This is a genomic window from Martinezella lusitana, assembly GCF_010668395.1.
Classification (GTDB): Bacteria; Pseudomonadota; Alphaproteobacteria; order Rhizobiales; family Rhizobiaceae; genus Rhizobium; species Rhizobium lusitanum_A.
The window spans coordinates 136,593-153,794 of record NZ_WUEY01000011.1 but is presented as its reverse complement, the minus strand read 5'-3'; the positions used below and the strand labels follow the sequence as shown (position 1 = coordinate 153,794).

The 17,202-nt window shown below is 62.2% G+C and carries 14 protein-coding genes; 5 read left to right on the top strand and 9 right to left on the bottom strand.

The window, feature by feature from the left end; all coding sequences use genetic code 11:
* Positions 1-62: 62 nt before the first annotated feature.
* The 5 genes from GR212_RS22345 to GR212_RS22325 form a co-directional block, all read right to left on the bottom strand.
* Entirely contained in the window at positions 63-1,088 is a 1,026-nt protein-coding gene (locus GR212_RS22345) for an ABC transporter substrate-binding protein (RefSeq protein ID WP_432444396.1), read from the bottom strand.
* A gap of 79 nt (positions 1,089-1,167) precedes the next feature.
* A complete protein-coding gene (locus tag GR212_RS22340; protein WP_163989539.1) occupies positions 1,168-1,986 on the bottom strand; it encodes an ABC transporter permease in 819 nt (272 codons plus the stop codon).
* On the bottom strand, positions 1,983-2,864 hold the full coding sequence (locus tag GR212_RS22335) for an ABC transporter permease (protein WP_163989537.1): 882 nt from the start codon (positions 2,862-2,864) through the stop codon (positions 1,983-1,985). The genes GR212_RS22340 and GR212_RS22335 overlap by 4 nt, the downstream gene beginning before the upstream one ends.
* 72 nt (positions 2,865-2,936) lie before the next feature.
* The gene (locus tag GR212_RS22330) at positions 2,937-4,223 is read right to left on the bottom strand and encodes an NAD(P)/FAD-dependent oxidoreductase (protein ID WP_246725869.1); all 1,287 of its coding nucleotides are present in this window, start codon (positions 4,221-4,223) and stop codon (positions 2,937-2,939) included.
* A gap of 513 nt (positions 4,224-4,736) precedes the next feature.
* Positions 4,737-6,071, bottom strand: a complete 1,335-nt coding sequence (locus GR212_RS22325) for an NtaA/DmoA family FMN-dependent monooxygenase (RefSeq protein WP_163989536.1) — start codon at positions 6,069-6,071, stop codon at positions 4,737-4,739.
* Positions 6,072-6,357: 286 nt separating this feature from the next.
* Between GR212_RS22325 and GR212_RS22320 the strand changes: the two genes are divergently transcribed.
* Positions 6,358-7,959 (top strand): ABC transporter substrate-binding protein, encoded by a 1,602-nt coding sequence (locus GR212_RS22320; protein ID WP_163989533.1) that lies wholly within the window; start codon positions 6,358-6,360, stop codon positions 7,957-7,959.
* 37 nt (positions 7,960-7,996) lie between these two features.
* Here the strand turns inward: GR212_RS22320 and GR212_RS22315 are convergent, their stop codons facing one another.
* Genes GR212_RS22315 through GR212_RS22300 form a run of 4 tightly spaced genes read right to left on the bottom strand, consistent with a single transcriptional unit; the run spans position 7,997 to position 13,015 of the window.
* The gene (locus tag GR212_RS22315; protein WP_163989531.1) at positions 7,997-9,145 is read right to left on the bottom strand and encodes an acyl-CoA dehydrogenase family protein; all 1,149 of its coding nucleotides are present in this window, start codon (positions 9,143-9,145) and stop codon (positions 7,997-7,999) included.
* A gap of 15 nt (positions 9,146-9,160) precedes the next feature.
* Complete coding sequence (locus GR212_RS22310) at positions 9,161-10,198, bottom strand: ABC transporter substrate-binding protein (protein ID WP_163989529.1); 1,038 nt, start codon at positions 10,196-10,198, stop codon at positions 9,161-9,163.
* A gap of 11 nt (positions 10,199-10,209) precedes the next feature.
* A complete protein-coding gene (locus GR212_RS22305) occupies positions 10,210-11,388 on the bottom strand; it encodes an LLM class flavin-dependent oxidoreductase (RefSeq protein WP_163989528.1) in 1,179 nt (392 codons plus the stop codon).
* A gap of 22 nt (positions 11,389-11,410) precedes the next feature.
* Positions 11,411-13,015 carry an ABC transporter substrate-binding protein gene (locus tag GR212_RS22300; protein ID WP_163989525.1) on the bottom strand — a complete coding sequence of 535 codons (1,605 nt, stop codon included), beginning with the start codon at positions 13,013-13,015 and terminating at the stop codon, positions 11,411-11,413.
* Positions 13,016-13,303: 288 nt separating this feature from the next.
* Between GR212_RS22300 and GR212_RS22295 the strand changes: the two genes are divergently transcribed.
* Genes GR212_RS22295 through GR212_RS22280 form a run of 4 tightly spaced genes read left to right on the top strand, consistent with a single transcriptional unit; the run spans position 13,304 to position 17,199 of the window.
* Positions 13,304-14,293, top strand: coding sequence for an ABC transporter permease (locus GR212_RS22295; RefSeq protein WP_163989523.1), 990 nt, complete (start codon positions 13,304-13,306; stop codon positions 14,291-14,293).
* Positions 14,290-15,291, top strand: coding sequence for an ABC transporter permease (locus tag GR212_RS22290; RefSeq protein ID WP_163989521.1), 1,002 nt, complete (start codon positions 14,290-14,292; stop codon positions 15,289-15,291). Before GR212_RS22295 ends, GR212_RS22290 begins: the two co-directional genes overlap by 4 nt.
* A complete protein-coding gene (locus GR212_RS22285) occupies positions 15,291-16,286 on the top strand; it encodes an ABC transporter ATP-binding protein (protein WP_163989519.1) in 996 nt (331 codons plus the stop codon). Before GR212_RS22290 ends, GR212_RS22285 begins: the two co-directional genes overlap by 1 nt.
* On the top strand, positions 16,264-17,199 hold the full coding sequence (locus GR212_RS22280) for an ABC transporter ATP-binding protein (protein WP_163989517.1): 936 nt from the start codon (positions 16,264-16,266) through the stop codon (positions 17,197-17,199). The genes GR212_RS22285 and GR212_RS22280 overlap by 23 nt, the downstream gene beginning before the upstream one ends.
* Positions 17,200-17,202 lie beyond the last annotated feature (3 nt).

Genomic DNA, 17,202 nt, shown 5'->3' with positions numbered 1-17,202 from the left:
CACTCCACATCTCAAGATTGGGAATGGCCCGGACAATCGCGTCCGGGCCAAGCATCTCGGGCTCAGCCGCCTGCCTTGACCTTCTCGAACATCTTCGCCAGATCGTCATTCTGCTTCATCGGTCCGGTAAAGACGGTCGACTTCAGCATGGTTTCCGGATCGGAGGGAAGCTGCAGATTCTCGAGCTCATCCTTCGGTACGGCGGCGAAAGCCGTCGTCGTCGATGCACCATAACCATAATTTTCGATCAGCGCCTTGCCCGAATCCGCCTCGAGCCGGCTGTTGATGAAATCGTAGGCCAGATCGGTGTTCTTGGCGTCCTTCAGCATGACGAAACCGCAGGCCCAGGTCAGCATGCCTTCCTTCGGCTTCATGAACTCCACCGGCACGCCCTGTTTCTTCAACGCGACGGCGGATGCGTTCCAGGTCATGGCCGCCACGAGCTGGCCGCTTGCGAGCGACTGCTCCACCGAGGTCATGTCGGTCGTATATGCCGAAACCAGCGGTCGCTGCTCGCGAAGCTTGTCGGCCACCTTGTTCAGCTGGTCCGGTGTCATGTCGAAGGGGCTGACGCCGGCGAGCAGGGCCGCGACGACAGGCGTGTCGTGCACGGCATCGATGGTTGCGATGCGTCCGGCATACTGCTTGTCCCAGAGGAGATTCCAGCTCTGCTCGGGGTTCTTGACGAGGTCGGTGCGATAGAGAACCGAGGTGTTGCCCCAGTCCCACGGAACCATCCAGACCTTGCCGTTACCGGCCTGAATATCGGGAAGATTGCGGAAGACCGGGAAGATCTTGTCCCAGTTCTTGATCTTGGCCGTATCGATCGGCTGCAGCAGGCCTTCCTTGTTCCAGCGCGCCACCTTGTCGTAGCAGGGATGGGCGACATCCGGATGGAAGCCTGCCTTGACCTTGGTGAAGGCGTCATCGTCGTCGCCGAAGACGGAGATATCGACGCTGTCGGGGTGCGCGGCCGTGAAAGACTTGTGGAAATCGGGAAGCTCGTAGCCCGACCAGGTGAAGTAGGTGAGCTTGTCGGCGGCCGCGGCCGGCAGGCTCAACGACACCGAGAGGGCGATTGCCGTCATGACGCTCGATGCGCGTCTGGCGGAACGGCCTTTATGATCATGATGCATAGCAGTTCTCCTCTTTCTGATTTTTGGCATTTCAGGTGCTGGAAGCAGGGGATTTCGACAGGCCGCGCTGCCGCAACAGCTCGGCGCAGCCGGCAATGACGATCGAGACCGCAAGAATGGCCGTCCCGAGCGCCATTACCGTCGGCAGCGACTTCGGGAATCTCAGCTGGCTCCAGATATAGAGCGGCAAGGTCGGCTGTGTTCCGGCCAGGAAGAAGGCGACGATGAACTCGTCGAACGAGGTCAGGAAGGCCAGCATGAAGGCCGAGCCGACGGCCGGCAGGGCCAGAGGCAGCATGATGCGGCGGAAAATTATCGCTTCGCCCGCGCCGAGATCTTCCGCGGCCTCGGGAATGCTGCGCGGAATGGACGCGAAGCGGCCGCGCATGATGATCACGGTCGTCGGCAGGCAGACCAGAACGTGGCCGAGCACGATCGCGAGCCGCGAGGGGCCAAAGCCGAGCAGATTGACGAGGATCAGCAGCGAGATGCCGACGACGACGCCCGGGATCAGGATCGGCAGGCGTGCGAGGCTGGAGACGAGCTTGGTAAAGGGTGAGCGGACCTGCGTGTCCATGTAGCCGATGGTGATGCCGCACAGCGTCGCGATCGCTGCAGCGGTGATGCCGATCGACAGGCTGGTCAAAAGCGCGCCGGTCAGGGTCTCGTTGCCGATCAGCGTCTCATACCAGGCGAAGGTGAAGCCCTTCAGCGGAAAGGCCGCCTGTATGGAATCGTTGAAAGAGAAGAGCGGTATCAGCGCGACGGGCAGATACAGGAAAATGAGGTAGAGGCCCACATACCAGCGTAGCCAGCCGCCATTGGCGGCGTTTGTCGGACGGCGCTTCATGTGCGGCTCCCGAACATGCGGTCCGCCTGGCGGACGATGAGCACGACGGCGAGAATAACCAGCATCACGACGACAGCCAGCGCCGCGCCGAACGGCCAGTCGTTGGCCTTGCCGAATTGCGCCTGCACGAGAGAGCCGATCATCGTGCTTGCCGGGCCGCCGACCAGGGCCGGCGTCACGTAGTCCCCGACCGTTGGCACGAAGACGACGATCGCCGCCGAGAGCACGCCGGGCATGGAATTCGGCAGGATGACCCGGCGAAATGTGGTGAAGGGCCGCGCACCGAGATCGGCAGCCGCCTCCATCAGCGATTTCGGAATGGTGTCGAGCGCAACGAAGATCGGCAGGATCGCGAAAGGGGCGTAGGCGTGGGCGAGGGTCAGCACGACCGCGGACGGCGTGTTCAAGAACAGGGTCGAGGGCTCGGATGTCAGGCCCGACAGCATCAAGGCCGAGTTCAGGACGCCGTTATAGGCCAGAACGATCTTCCAGGCGAAGACGCGCAGAAGGTAACTCGTCCAGAAAGGCAGCGTAACGAGAAAGAGGATCAGGCTGCGCCGCCGGCCGGCATGAAATGCCAGATAATAGGCGACCGGATAGGCGGTGACGACCGTTGCCAGCGTCACGAGCCCGGCAATCGTCAGCGATCGCAACACGACGAGGCCGTAGAGCGGATCGGTGAGGATGGCGATGAAGTTCTGGAGGGACGCGCCGGCGCCGAGAAGCGATCCGTCATTGATGCGGATCGAAAGGAAAAGCACCAGGAACAGGGCAAAGAGCACCAGGGCCAGGGTTACGATCGTGCCCGGCGCCAACATGGCGCCACGGAAGATCCGGGTGCCGCCCAATGCTCCAGACGAGGTGCTCTCATTGATCATGTGTGACCTATAAATGAAATTTGAATGATAATTTTCATTTTTGTGAAAAATGTCAAGCGCGCTATCCGCGCATTATTTTTCGAGCGTATCGAGCAGCCGATACCAGGCGATCGCGGCGGCGACGCCGACCTGACGGAACGCGTGGAGCGGAATCGGCCGGATCGTCGAGATGGGGAAAGGAAGTGCTGCGCGATCGCCGGACTCGATGTATCGGGCAAAGCGTGGCCCCAGAGCCGTCATCATGCCGACGCCGCGTCCCTGGCATCCGACGACGGTCAGCAGGCCCGGCTCGGGTTCGTGAATATGCGGCAGATGATCCGGCGTCATCGCAACCCGCCCGAACCAGCGCCTTTCGATGGGCACGCCATCGAGATCGGGGTAGAGGCGCCGCATCGCGTGCTCCAGATGTTTCCAGTCGGCCTCGCTCTTCGGCTCCGCCATCCGTCCTCTGCCGCCGAGCAGGAGGCGGCCGTCGGCGCTTTTTCGATAGTAGACCAGGATCCTGCGGGAATCGGAGACTGCCTGTTCGCCAGGCAGAATGGTCTTTTGAAGCCTGTCCGGAAGCGGCCCTGTCGCGATCTGAAAGGAATGCAGCGGCACGATGCTGCGCGCCAATCCGGGAAGAAGTCCGTCGCTATAGGCGTTGGTCGCAAGGACGACGAAACGGGAGCGAACCGATTGTCCGTTTGCCGTGGTGACGATCCAGCCGCCACTTTCGCGTTTTATCGCGGCTGCCCTGGCATGTTCGGCGATCCGGACGCCGGCTCTCGTTACGGCAAGCGCAAGCTGTGTGACGAAGGAAAGCGGATCGATGACGCCGGCGCGGCGGTCGAGCCAGCCGCCGAGATAGCCATGGGCGCCTGTGAGCTTCTCGATTTCCGGAGCGTCGAGCATACGGAGATCGGCGCCGCGGGCACGCCACTGGGCGTCCCGACGTTTTGCGGCCGCCAGGGCATGTTCGGTATGTGCCGCCTGGATCCAGCCATTGCGCGTACGCGGGACATCGAGATGCTCACGGTCGATCAGATCGAAGACGGCATCCGCAGTCGATTGTGCGAATTCGATCAGGGCCTCGCCGCGCACCGCGCCGAAATGTTCGAGCAGCCAGTCCGGATCATATTTCAGCCCCGGGATCACCTGCCCGCCATTCAGGCCGGATGCGCCGGTGCCAACCTCGTTTGCTTCCAGAACGCGGACGGTCTTGCCCAGTCTTGCAAGTTCGAGCGCGGTGGAGAGACCCATGAATCCCGCACCAATGATTGCAACGTCGACGTTCTCCGCTTCCCGGATCGGCGTGTGCAACGATTGATCGCCACCGGTTTTTTGCCAGGCGGAGCGAAGTTTCATGCGTAGGGGCATTTGCGATCTCCAGCGATAATGTGAAAAATACTATATGATTTTCACAAATATGAAATAGCCCCTGGGGCCAGTCATCGCAAAATGTGCTGTTGATGAAATCCGATGTCAGGCAACGGCGGTCGTCGGCAATGACGAGGAGATGCCGACTTCGCTGGGCAGCCTTGTAAGAATCACCGTCAGTCCAACGGCTTTCGCGGCAAGTAGCGGTGCTTCTTCGGGCCGAGGACGCGGCGATGGAATTGAGTGAGGCGGGCGCGCGCTTCCCTGCGTGATGTCGGCGAGCGGATCGCGGCCGCGACCGGTATGCCGGATCGCAAGGCTGCTTATGCGCCCGCTATCGGGATCGTTATTGTTTCGCCTGGAATGCAATCGCCAAGGTGACTGTGCAGAGCGAGATGCCACGATGACAGGCCAAGCCAATCCGGTCGAACGCCGGCCCGCCCGTTCACAGGCCCCCGGCGCGTCGCCCGAGATCAGGCTTGCGGATCGATGGTTGGAAAGCGATCGGGCCGATCAAACGGCCCAGGCATCGCCACCGTCGTTCAGCGGATAGGGGAGACCGTAGCGATCGCGTATCGTCTCCTGTTCATAGGCCGTTCTATAGACGCCGCGGTCCTGCAGGATCGGCACGACATTGGCCACGAACTCTTCGATGTCGTCGGGAGCGCGTGGCGGCTGCAATGTGTAGCCGTCGACGGTCCCATCGGCCCAGAGATCTATGATCGCATCGGCGACCTCCTCCGGTGTTCCGAGGACCAGCCGATGGTGCCCTTCGGACCGTCGTACCGCCTGGCGCGCGGTGAGCTTCTCGTGCGCGAGAAGATCGGACAATCCCAGGCCCATGCCCACGGCTTGAATACGGTTGGCATCGGGGATGAAGCGTTCCGCGTCCAAAACGGCATCGGGATCGAAACCATCCGGGTCGATGCCGTTGTCCTTGACGAAACGCGCGATCAGACCATCCTCCGAGCCGGTGCCGCTAAAGAGTTCATGCTTGCGCAGCGCTTCGTCCCTGCTCTTGCCGAGGATGACGACGAGGCCCGGAACGATGCGTATTCCCGAAGGGTCGCGCCCGAACGCGACGGCTCTATCCTTGACCTTCTTGCCAAAGGCCTGACCTGCCGGGCGAGACAGAATGTTGCAATAGATGATTTCACCATGACGGGCAGCCAGATCGATGCCGCCTTCGGAGGCGCCCGCCTGCGCGATGACCGGATGGCCTTGCGGACCGACAGGCACGTTCAACGGCCCCTTGACGGTGAAATAGTCTCCGGAGTGGTCGATCGCCTGCGCGCTCGCCGCGTCCCAAAAGCGGTCGTCGGGAATTTCGCCCTCGCGCGCCGGATCCCAGCTTGACCAAAGCCTCTTGGCGACATCGAGAAACTCGGATGCCTTCGCATAGCGTTCGCTGCGCGGCGGCAGTGGCGCTGCGCCGAAATTGGCGGCGACGTTCGGGTTGAACGACGAGACGATGTTGATGATCAACCGACCGCCGGAGATGATATCGGCGGATTGTGTGCGCCTCGCCAGATTGTAGGGTGAATTGTAGGTCGACGACATGGTCGCGACGAAGCCGATGTCGGGCACTTGTGCGGCCAGTGCCGTGCACAGGATCAACGGATCGATGGTGTGGAACGGGCGCCCGTTCGGATCGGTCATCAATGCGGGGTGGTCCGAGAAGAAGACCGCGTCGAACAGCCCCCTGTGTGCCAGTTCCGTCAGCCGGCGGTAGTATTCGGGGTTGTTGATATCATGGCGGTCGCCGGTGCGGTAGCGCCACGCATTGGCAAGATAGCCGGTGGTGTTGATGCCGACATTGAGATGAAGCTGTCGTTTCGCTGAGGTCATGCGGCTGCGCCTTTTATTCGGGGAGGGCGATGCACGCTAGTTCGCACGGTCAATTCTCTACAGAATTTATAGACTAATATTCCGCTGACCCGGGAAATTAATTTGCGCCCACCGGAAGCGGGGCGGATGGCCGCATCGTTCCAAGCGGCAAACGCCGAATATCCGGGTGCGGGAAGGATTGCTTTCGCCGTGCGCTAGAAAAACTGTCTTTGGATATCCGGGTTTCGAAACGATCATTTTTGCAACGGGACATCGTGCCCGATAACGCCAATTTCGGAGCGAGCAAATGTCGATCAATCGCCGTCACTTCAACCAATTGCTGCTTCTGGGAGGTGCAGGCCTTGTCTTTGGAGGCATCCCGTCATGGGCTGGCGCTGCCGAGACGCCCGTGAGCGGCGGAACCCTGAACTGGGCCTATTATCCCGATCCCACGGCGCTGATCGCGATCAACACCTCTTCCGGCACAGGGCAGGCGATCGGCCCGAAGATCAATGAGGGATTGCTCGACTTCGACTACGATCTCAATCCGACGCCGTTCCTGGCGACATCCTGGTCGGTCAGTGACGATGGTCTTCGCTACAGCTTCGCCCTGCGAAAAGGGGTCAAGTGGCATGACGGCAAGGATTTTACCTCCGAGGATGTCAAGTTCACGATTTTCCGTCTGAAGGAAGCGCATCCGCGCGGGCGCATCACCTTCCAAAACGTGACATCGGTCGAGACGCCCGATCCGCTGACGGCCATCATCGTGCTTTCCAAGCCGGCGCCCTACCTGATCTCCGCACTCGGAAGCTCGGAATCGCCGATCGTGCCGAAGCACGTCTATGAAACCTTCAAGCCGACGGAGCAGCCGACCCTTGCCCAGACGATCGGCACCGGCCCGTTCATCCTCAAGGAATGGGTGCCGGGCAGCCATCTGATCTTCGATCGCAATCCCGACTACTGGGATGCGCCCAAGCCCTATCTCGACCGCGTGGTCCTTCGTGTCATCCTCGATCCGGCGGCAAGGGCCGCAGCGCTTGAAACCGGGGAAATCGATATCGGTGCAAACCCGGTGCCGCTATCCGATGTCGAGCGCCTGAAGGCCAATTCCAATCTCGTCGTCGATACGACGACCTATGCCTATTCCGGGCCGCAGCAGCAGCTCTTCTTCAACTACGAGAACGAGATCCTCACGAAGAAGGATGTGCGGCTGGCCATTGCCCACGCCATCGATCTGCAGAAGCTCGTGGATATCGCCCTGTTCGGCTATGGGCAGGTTTCTCCAAGCCCGATCAGCACCGCATTGCCGAAATGGTACGACCCGAGCATCAAGGCGCGCGAACCCGATCCCAAGCTTGCCAACAAGCTTCTTGACGATGCCGGCTATCCGCGCGGCGCCAACGGCACGCGTTTCAAGCTGCGGCTTGCCTACAATCCCTTCCTGCAGACGTCCTATGCCGATTTCATCAAGCAGTCGCTTGCCGCGGTCGGTATCGATGCGGAAATCCTGCAGCTCGACCTCGCGACCTTTCTGAAGACCGTCTATACGGATCGCACCTGGGATCTTGTGATCGAATCCCTTTCCAATACGTTTGACCCGACCCTGGGCGTGCAGCGCGCCTATTGGTCGAAGAACTTCAAGATCGGCCTGGTGTTCTCCAATGCCAGCCACTATTCCAATCCGGAGGTCGATGCGGTGCTCGAGGCCGCCGCCACGGAGCCGGACGAGGCCAAGCGCCGCCAGCTCTGGTACAAGTTCCAGCACATCGTCCACGATGACGTCGTGTCCGTCGATCTGGTTGCCGCGGGGGCGCAGATCGTCGCCAACAAGCGGGTAAAGAATTTTGCACCCGGGGCGCAGGGCATCAACAACAGCTTCGGCCAGATCTGGCTGAGCCCGAACGCCTGAGGGGCCGGCGCTTGCCGCCTGTGGATCTTGAGCAGGCTTATCCAAGCCGGCTCAAGGCGTTCCTGGCTGCGATCGTGCGGATCATATGGCTTTGCGGCGCGTGCGACCGGGCGGTGATCGCATCGCGATGATGGCGCTCCAGCTGAAAGTCGCGATTGAGGCCGGGATTGCCGGCAAGCTCGAGCGCGAGGCTGGTCACGGCAACCGCATTGTCGATGACGACATGGCGGACATGCATGCCGTCCATTCCGACAGGCCTGCCGGCATCGACATCCTCCCCGAGCGAGCGCAATAGCCGCGCATTCGTCGCAAGCCGTACCTCGATTTCGCCGAGGCCATCCTGGATACGCGGCACCGTTGCGATCGGCGCGCCGAGGCTGGCGGGCGCATGATGGCTTGCGAAGGCAAGAACGCGGTCGCGCGCCGTCCTCGCCACGCCATGATAGACCGCACCGAGCAGGCCGAAGAAGAAGGCCGCGGCATGCTCGTCGCGGCGGATCGGCTCGCCGGCCGGCTGGGCCTCGATGAGGTCGTCGAGCGGGACAGAGACGTCCTCGAGGATGATGTCGTCGCTCGCCGTCGCATGCATGCCCGCCGCATTCCAGCTCTTTTCGATCCGCAGGCCGGCGGCATCGGTCGGCACCAGAAAGGAAGCAAGGCGCGGTTCCGGCTCGTTGGTGAGGGCAAGGAGCGACACCCATTTCAGGACGGGGATGCCGGTCACGTAACTCTTGTGGCCGGAAATGCGCCAGCGATCGCCGTCACGGCGCGCGATGGTTTCCGGCAGGGCGCCATGGGCCGGCGAGCCGATGCGCGGTTCGGCCTGCGCGTTGTTGATCAGTGCCACGCCCTGCCTGTTTGCCGACAGCACCCGTTCCGCCAGATGCCGAGGCCACTTGCCGAAGCGGCGGATCGCGAAATGCGAGGTGTAGTGCATGGCAAGCACCAGCGCGGTCGAGGGCTCGCCCCGGGCAATCTCGCTGATGACGGCCTGCGCCGAAGTCAGGCCCTCGCCAAGCCCGCCGTGCTCGCGAGCGGTGACGAGCCCCAGCAGGCCCGTGTCGAAGAGCCTGTCGAAGTTCTCAAAGGGAAAGGCCCCGGTCGCGTCGTGATGCGCGGCTGTGCCGGAGAAATCGTCGGCAAGGCTCCTGGCCTTGCCGATCAGGTCGGTGAATGTCTCGGTCATCGATTTTGCAAGTCTTCAGGCAACGGCACGTTCGGCAAAGCCGTCGAGATGGCGGCGGTCCACCCAGGCGCCAATGTCGAAATCTCCGGCCAGGAAACCGAAGTCGCGCAGGAAATTCTTGTAGTGCTCGACGGCGCCTACAAGCTCCGGATCCAATCCGAGGCCGAGATGGCGATGGATTTCCGGGCCGTTGGCCGCAAGGACCTGTTCTTCCGTGGCGCCGGATTCACGCGCGACGAAACGCCGTGTTTCCTCCGGATGGGCTTCCGCCCAGGCGCTTGCCTTGAAGATCGCCTCGATGAGCTTCCGCACGAGATCGGGACGTTCGTCGGCCAGCAGATCATCCACGGTCAGCACGCGCGGCGAGCCGGAATTGATGCGGATCTTCGGATCCGGATGAAAGCCGAATTCGGCCACCTGGACGGCGCCGATGAGATTGGCGACGTTGATGCCCGCGGTTCCCTTGACGTAGATGGCGTCCACCTCGCCACGCAGCAGAGCGGCGATTTCTTCGCCATAGGCCTGCCGGCGCTTGAGGCCGAAAAGCGATGGCCCTTCCTGGCTTGCGAGCACGGAATCGGCAAGCGCGATCTCGACAATCTCGACATCGTCCTTCGACAGGCCCCCGAGCGAGAGAGCCGAGACCAGGCCCTTGAGCGCCGTCGCACGCATGAAGTCGACGATCCCCTCGGGGCGGCGGGCAATGCCGAAGCGACGGCCCTTGAGATCCCTGGTCGTCTTGATGCCGGTTCCCGGCAGGGTGATGATTGCCTGAAACTCGTCCGTCCATGTGATGCCGACAAGGCGCGTGCGGCGCCCTTCCGAGCGGGCGCGAATGGGCGGCACGTTGCCGCCGTGGCGGAAGGACCAGTCGAGCGTATGGTTGAAGTGGCTCTGCCGGATGTTCCGGTCGGGCGAGTCGATGATGGATTTCAGCGTCACGCCCTCGGAGCGAAAGGCGTCTTCGAGATAGCCGAGCTGTGCCGCAAGGCCGACGGGCGTCGGAACAGGGCAGCGCGTGTACCAGATTTCGGAAATGGCATTGCTGGTCATGGTCGTTCCTTTCAGTGGCGCAGGCCGGCTTGTTTCATCAGCGGCAGGACGTTCGTGCCGAAGAATTCGAGGTCGTCGCGGAAGTCGAAGAAGCTGAGCTGAAGGCCGTCGACGCCGGCCGCCTTGAGCTTGACGAACTGGTCGACCACCTGTTCCGGCGAGCCGATGACGCGGATGTTGCCGCCGACGAAGCGGTAGGGATCCTGCGGGTCGCGGCCCTTCCATGCCTGGGCGTCGGAGCTCAGCGACTGGAAGCCCTGCGGAGAGCGTTGGTCGGCATGGGCGACGATCCGGTCCGCCAGTTCCCATGCCTCCTTCTCGGTCGGCCGACAAATGACCATCGGATTGAGCAGGGTGCGTACGGTGCGGCCGACATCGGCGGCGGCGTCCTTCACCCTCTTCGTGTGGGCCGGCAGGGAGGCAAGGGCGCTGTCGATATCCGCCCCGGTCGGGCTGGTGATGAAGACGATATCGGAGTAGCGGGCGGCGAAGGCGATGCCGGCATCCGAACCGGTGGCATTCACCAGGATCGGCCGGCCGAAATTCGGCTTCGGCGTGACGAAGCCGCCGCCGAGCTTCCAGCTGCTCTCGCCCTCGAAGGAATAATTCTCATCGTCGCTCCACAGCCGCTGCACGACCTCGAGAAATTCCGCCGCAAGCTCATAGCGCTTGTCATGCTCGATGCGCGGCCAGCCGAACATTTCGTGTTCGACCGCCCTGTGGCCGGTGACGACATTGATGCCCCAGCGGCCGCCGGTGATGTGGTCGAGCGTGGCGCCGAATTTGGCGAGATGCAGGGGATGCCATGGTCCGTAGAGAACATGCATCGTGGAAATGAGCATGATCTTCTTCGTGAGGGCGGCCAAGGCGGCGGTCGAGACGAAGCTGTCGAGCGCCTGTCCGTTGAAGACGCCGCCATAGCCGCCCTTGGGAAGCCATTGCGACAGTGCGAACACCAGATCGAAGCCAAGCTCCTCGGCGCGCAGTGTCAGCGCCTTGTTGTAGTCGAAGCGCCAGTCGGTGGAGCGTTCGAGCGTCGATTGCGTCCAGCCGCCGGCCTGGATCGGCAGGAAGAGGCCGAGAAGCACGGGCTGCTTCAGGGCCTGCGACAGCGGGCTATCGGCAAAATCGGTCGGCGCGGCGAATTTCGGCAGGCCCACGATGGAGCCGGGCAGGTGCTGAATAGACATGGCATTCCCTGCTTTCTATGCTTCAGGCGGTTGCGAGATAGGCGTAGGCGAGGCTGCCGGAGATGCCTTCGCCGCCGAGCGTGTGGTCGGCGATGCGCTTGTTGTAGATGGTCAGTTCCGGCTGGCTGACGATGTCGAGCGCCGGCAGGTCGTCGACGAGGATCTCCTGGATCTCACGCCATTGCTCGACGCGCTTCTTTGCGTCCACCTCGATCGCGGCGGCTTCAAGCAGATCATCGACCTTGGGATTGTTGTAGGCCGAGCCATTGGAGAAGGGCACACCCGGCTGGAAATTCTTGCTCCAGTAGAGCCGCTGCACGCCGACGGTCGGGTCGAAGAGATTGCTCATCCCCTCGAAGGCGAAATCGAAGTCGCGATCGGTATAGATGCGCTTGGTATAGGTCGCAAAGTCCTGGCTGCGCACCGTCACCTCGACGCCGACCTTGGCGAGCGCCTGGCGGATATACTCCGAGCCGCGGCTATAGCTTTCTCCGCTCGGCACGTAGTCGAGGTTGAGGCGCAGGCGCACGCCGTCCGAGCCGCGTGGATGGCCGGCTTCGTCCAGCAGCTTCTCCGCCGCGGCGAGGTCGATCGGATATGTCTTCAGGTCGGCGACGTACCATTTCGTCAGGTTGGGGTTGATGGGGCCGGGGATCGGTTCGCCGTAACCATAGTTGATCGTGTTGCGGATCACCTTCCGGTCGATGACATGCGCAAAGGCGCGGCGGACCCGGACATCCTTGAAGGCCGGCTTTTCGAGGTTGAACTCGATGCGGCTGACGCCGTTGGAATATTGATAGCCGCGGGTTTCGAAGGCGAGGCCATCCACGCTCTTGAAGCGTTCGAGATCGCTGAGCGGGACGGGCGTCGATGGCGCCAGATCGATCTCCCCGGTTTCGATCGCGATGGAGCGCGCCGCGGCATCGGGAATGAAACGAACGATTAGCTGGTCGAGATAGGGGCGGGGCTGGTCCCAATAGTCGGGATTGCGCTCATAGACGATATGGCTGCCACGCACCCATTCCTTGAACCTGAACGGCCCGGTGCCCACAGGCGCGAGATTGACCGGATTTTCCGCGACCTTCGTGCCCTCGTAGAGATGGCGCGGAACAATGGGAGATTCGGAAGCCGCGAGCGCGGTGATGAGATAGGGCGCCGGTTTGGAAAGGACGAGTACCGCCGTCAAGGGATCGGGCGTTTCGATATCGACGAGATTGAGAAACGTGTTGCGCCCGCGCGGGTGAACATCCTTCAGCGTCTTGATCGAAAAGGCCACGTCATCGGCGCCGAAGGGTTTTCCGTCATGCCATTTGACTCCGTCGCGCAGCTTGAACGTGTAGCGCAGTCCATCGTCGCTGACAGTCCACCGCGTGGCGAGCAGCGGCTGCGGGTTGAGGTCGAAATCGTAGGTCAGCAGACCCTCGGTCACCTTCGGCGACACGTAGACCGAATTGAAAGCCGTGTGGGCGATCGTCGTCAGAACCGGCGGTTCGGCCGAAAGCAGCAGGGTTGCCGTGCCGCCCTTGGATGGAGCCGTATAGCCCGCCGTTCCCGTCATGACGAGCGCGCCGAAGGCTGCGGACGAAAGCAGGAAACCACGCCGTGTAGTTGCTGGAAGTCTGGTCATCTGAGGTTGCCTCGCATGTCTGGGGCCGTGCTGCGACTTACGAGCGGCGGCTGGTTTTATCTTTTCGACGAGAGCGGCTCCCGTAGGTTCCTTTGTCCCCGAAAGTTCGATTTTTAGTACGGAAAACTCGTTTGTATCGATACGTCGCACATTTATTCCAAACTTTGCCGACCAATCGATAAATTCTGGAAATATCTACCAATACGGATTTGACAAAACCTACAGATTTAGTCAACTACTATTGCGATGCAGCGATTGGAATTTCCGTGACGCTGCCGGGGAGTCTCGATGTCGGCTTACATGCGGATAGGACGAACGCTACGCCGGACGGCCATTCAGGCGGTGCCGACGGTGCTCGGCATCGTCATCCTGAACTTCTTCCTGCTGAAGCTGGCGCCGGGCGATGCGGCGGATGTCATGGCGGCCGAAGCCGGCTCGGCGACGGTCGAGACGATGGCGGCGCTGCGCGAACGCTTCGGCCTGGACAATCCCATCCTCGTGCAGCTTGCGAACTACCTGAACAATCTTGCGCATTTCAGCCTCGGCTTTTCGCCGCGCTACGGCATGCCGGTGGCCGATCTGATCGGGCAACGATTGCCCGGCACCCTGACGCTGATGCTGGCGGCGCTTATCTTCGCCATCGTGATCGGCCTGACGCTTGGATCGCTGATGGCCAGCTTCGCCGGCCGGCTGCCGGACCGGCTGATCTCGATCGTTTCGCTGCTCTTCTATTCCATTCCCGGTTTCTGGATCGGGCTGATGCTGATCCTCCTGTTTTCCGTCAAGCTCGGATGGCTGCCGAGCGGCGGCGACAGCACCATCGGCTCGCGGCTGACCGGATTGCCGGCGCTGCTCGACCGGATACGCTACATGGTGCTGCCGGCAGTTTCGCTCGCCTTGTTCTATCTCGCCATCTACGCCAGATTGACCCGGGCAGCGATGCTGGAGGTCAAGTCGCAGGATTTCGTGCGCACCGCCCGGGCGAAGGGCGTCTCACCCTTCATCCTGACGACCCGGCATGTGCTGCGCAACGCGCTGATCCCGATCACCACCATGGCCGGCATGCATTTCGGCGGCATGCTTGGCGGGGCCGTCGTCGTCGAAACCGTCTATAGCTGGCCCGGCCTCGGACGGTTGGCCTTCGAGGCGGTGATGGCCCGCGATTTCAGCGTTCTGCTCGGCATTCTGCTTCTTTCGTCATTCCTCGTCATCATCGCCAATGCCGCTGTCGATATCCTGCAAGCCTGGCTCGACCCTCGGATCGGAGCAAGCCGATGAAAGCGCAAGAGCTCAAGGTCTATGCGGATGAAGAGCGTGATTTCAGCTCCGAAGCGTCCGGGACGGACGCAAAGCCGGAGCCGGTCGTGGAGCGTCGGTGGACCCATATTCACGCGCCCGATGCCCGCACGACAGCCGTGTCGGGCGGGCGCTGGCAGGGACGCAGGCGGGAGCTGAGGATCTTTCTTGCCAATCCCAATGCGCTCTTCGGCCTTGCGGTCCTTGCCGGCATCGTGCTTGCGGCTCTGCTCGCGCCGGTACTTTATCCCGGCGATCCGCTGGAGATGGTGGCGCGGCCCTTCCTCTGGCCGGGCCAGAACGCAGCCTATCCGCTGGGCACGGATTCCATGGGGCGCGATGTGCTGGCGGGCATCCTGCATGGTGCCCAGATCTCGCTGACCGTCGGCATAGCCGCAACGCTTCTCGGACTTGGCGCCGGTGTCACGATCGGGGCGCTTGCCGGCTATTTCGGCGGGGTGGTCGATGATCTCTTGGTCAAGCTCATCGAGATTTTCCAGACCATACCGAGCTTCGTCCTTCTCGTGGTGCTGGTCGCAATCGCACAGCCGACCACGTCGACGGTGACGATTGCGATTGCCATCGTCAGCTGGCCGACGGTTGCGCGCCTGACGCGCGCCGAATTCCGCGCGATACGGGAAAAGGACTATGTTCTTGCCGCCCGCAGCCTCGGCTTCGGCCATTCCCGCATCATCTTTCGCGAGATCCTGCCGAATGCTTTGCCGCCTTTGATCGTGACGTCTTCCGTCATGGTGGCGAGCGCGATCCTGATGGAATCGGCGCTGTCCTTCATGGGGCTCGGCGATCCCAATCGCGTCTCCTGGGGGTCGATGATCGGCTCGGGTCGTGACGTCATCCGCACGGCCTGGTATCTCACCGCCTTGCCCGGACTTGCCATCGTCTTCACCGTGCTTGCGCTCAACCTCATCGGCGACGGTCTGAACGATGCGCTCAATCCCCGCTTCTCGGAGGAGCGCTGATGGTGGGGCTTCTGGAGGTTCGCGATTTCTCGGTTGGCTTTGGCGTGGCGCAGCCTGTCAAGGGTATCAGCTTCAGTGCCGTGGCCGGTGAGATGCTGGCGATCGTCGGCGAATCCGGTTCCGGCAAGTCGTTGACGGCGCTCGGCCTGATGGGGCTGTTGCCTCGGCATGCGAAGACAGCCGGCGAGATCGTCTTCGACGGGCGTGACCTCCTGAAACTGCCCGAACGGGAGATGCGCGGCATTCGCGGGCACGACATCGCCATGATCTTTCAGGAGCCGATGACCTCGCTCAATCCGGTCCTGACGATCGGGGACCAGATCATCGAGGTCCTGCGCATTCATGAGCGGTTGAGCCGGAAGCAGGCTCGCCAGCGCGCGGTCGACCTGCTCGACCTCGTCAGCATTCCCGAGGCGGCAAAACGTATCGACGACTATCCGCATCAACTCTCGGGCGGCATGCGCCAGCGCGTGATGATCGCCATCGCCGTTGCCTGCAATCCGCGGCTGCTGATCGCCGACGAGGCGACGACGGCGCTCGACGTCACGATTCAGGCGCAGGTGCTGCAACTGCTCGATCGCCTGCGCAGCCAGCTGAACATGGCCGTGATCCTCATCACGCATGATCTCGGCATCGTCGCGCAATGGGCCGATCGCGTCGCCGTGATGTATGCGGGGCGAAAGATCGAACAGGGCCTGCCGGGCGCGCTGTTTGAAACGCCTTATCATCCCTATACGCAGGGGCTGCTCGCGGCTTCGCCGCGCCTGAAGGCCGACTATCACTATCGCGACGGACCCTTGACGGAAATCCGTGGCTCGATCGTTTCGGCAGCCAGCGAGCCGGGCTGTTCGTTCCGTCCCCGCTGTCCCGTCGCGCGATCGGCCTGCGGGCAGTCGGTGCCCCCGCTTGTCGAGGTTTCGGCCAACCGAGAAGTGGCCTGCCCTTATGTTCCGGTGATTGCGGAGAGAGCCCATGTCGCTTCTGTCGGTCGATAGGCTCTCCACGCACTATCCCGCCGCGGCTGGAACGGTGCGGGCCGTGGACGATGTCTCGCTCGAGATTGTTGAGGGCGAGACCGTGGCATTGGTCGGCGAATCCGGCTGCGGCAAGTCCACGCTCGGCAAATCCCTGATGCGCCTGATCGATCCCACCTCCGGTCGTGTCACTTTCAAGGGGCGCGATGTCGCCGGGATGTCGGGCAAGGAGCTGCAGGCGATCCGCCGGCATATCCAGATGATCTTCCAGGATCCGTTTGCCTCGCTCAATCCGCGCCAGACGATCCGGACGATCCTGACCGCACCGCTCGCAGTCCACGGCATTGGTGATCGCAGGCACCGCAACGCCATCGCCGCTTCGATGGTGGCCCATGTCGGTCTGCCGGCGGATTCGCTCGATCGCTATCCGCATGAATTTTCCGGCGGCCAGCGCCAGCGCATCGGCATTGCCCGTGCTCTGATCCTGCAACCGGAACTCGTCATCTGCGATGAACCCGTTTCCGCGCTCGATCTCTCGATCCAGGCGCAGATCCTCAATCTTCTCGTCGAGATGAAGACGGAGCTTTCGCTTTCCTACCTCTTCATCTCCCACGACCTTTCGGTCGTGCGCTATTTCGCCGATCGCGTCCTCGTCATGTATCTCGGCCGTATCGTCGAAAGCGCGCCGACGGCAAGGCTCTGGAGCGATGCGAAGCATCCTTACACGAAGGCGCTGCTTGCCGCCGTGCCCGATCCGTCGCGGCGCAAGCAGGCGGCGCCGATCACCGGCGATCTGCCGAGCCCTCACAATCCGCCGTCCGGCTGTCGCTTTCATACGCGCTGTCCGCTCGCCTCGGACATCTGCCGGACCGATGATCCGGCCTACCGGCAAATGGGCAACGGCCATGCGGTTGCCTGCCATCACGCACAATGAAAT

Excerpts from the sequence above, each read along its gene's own strand:
- GR212_RS22345 (WP_432444396.1), bottom strand. The coding sequence starts at position 1,088 with ATGACGGCAATCGCCCTCTCGGTGTCGTTGAGCCTGCCGGCCGCGGCC.
- GR212_RS22340 (WP_163989539.1), bottom strand. The coding sequence starts at position 1,986 with ATGAAGCGCCGTCCGACAAACGCCGCCAATGGCGGCTGGCTACGCTGG.
- GR212_RS22335 (WP_163989537.1), bottom strand. The coding sequence starts at position 2,864 with ATGATCAATGAGAGCACCTCGTCTGGAGCATTGGGCGGCACCCGGATC.
- GR212_RS22330 (WP_246725869.1), bottom strand. The coding sequence starts at position 4,223 with ATGCCCCTACGCATGAAACTTCGCTCCGCCTGGCAAAAAACCGGTGGC.
- GR212_RS22325 (WP_163989536.1), bottom strand. The coding sequence starts at position 6,071 with ATGACCTCAGCGAAACGACAGCTTCATCTCAATGTCGGCATCAACACC.
- GR212_RS22320 (WP_163989533.1), top strand. The coding sequence starts at position 6,358 with ATGTCGATCAATCGCCGTCACTTCAACCAATTGCTGCTTCTGGGAGGT.
- GR212_RS22315 (WP_163989531.1), bottom strand. The coding sequence starts at position 9,145 with ATGACCGAGACATTCACCGACCTGATCGGCAAGGCCAGGAGCCTTGCC.
- GR212_RS22310 (WP_163989529.1), bottom strand. The coding sequence starts at position 10,198 with ATGACCAGCAATGCCATTTCCGAAATCTGGTACACGCGCTGCCCTGTT.
- GR212_RS22305 (WP_163989528.1), bottom strand. The coding sequence starts at position 11,388 with ATGTCTATTCAGCACCTGCCCGGCTCCATCGTGGGCCTGCCGAAATTC.
- GR212_RS22300 (WP_163989525.1), bottom strand. The coding sequence starts at position 13,015 with ATGACCAGACTTCCAGCAACTACACGGCGTGGTTTCCTGCTTTCGTCC.
- GR212_RS22295 (WP_163989523.1), top strand. The coding sequence starts at position 13,304 with ATGTCGGCTTACATGCGGATAGGACGAACGCTACGCCGGACGGCCATT.
- GR212_RS22290 (WP_163989521.1), top strand. The coding sequence starts at position 14,290 with ATGAAAGCGCAAGAGCTCAAGGTCTATGCGGATGAAGAGCGTGATTTC.
- GR212_RS22285 (WP_163989519.1), top strand. The coding sequence starts at position 15,291 with ATGGTGGGGCTTCTGGAGGTTCGCGATTTCTCGGTTGGCTTTGGCGTG.
- GR212_RS22280 (WP_163989517.1), top strand. The coding sequence starts at position 16,264 with ATGTCGCTTCTGTCGGTCGATAGGCTCTCCACGCACTATCCCGCCGCG.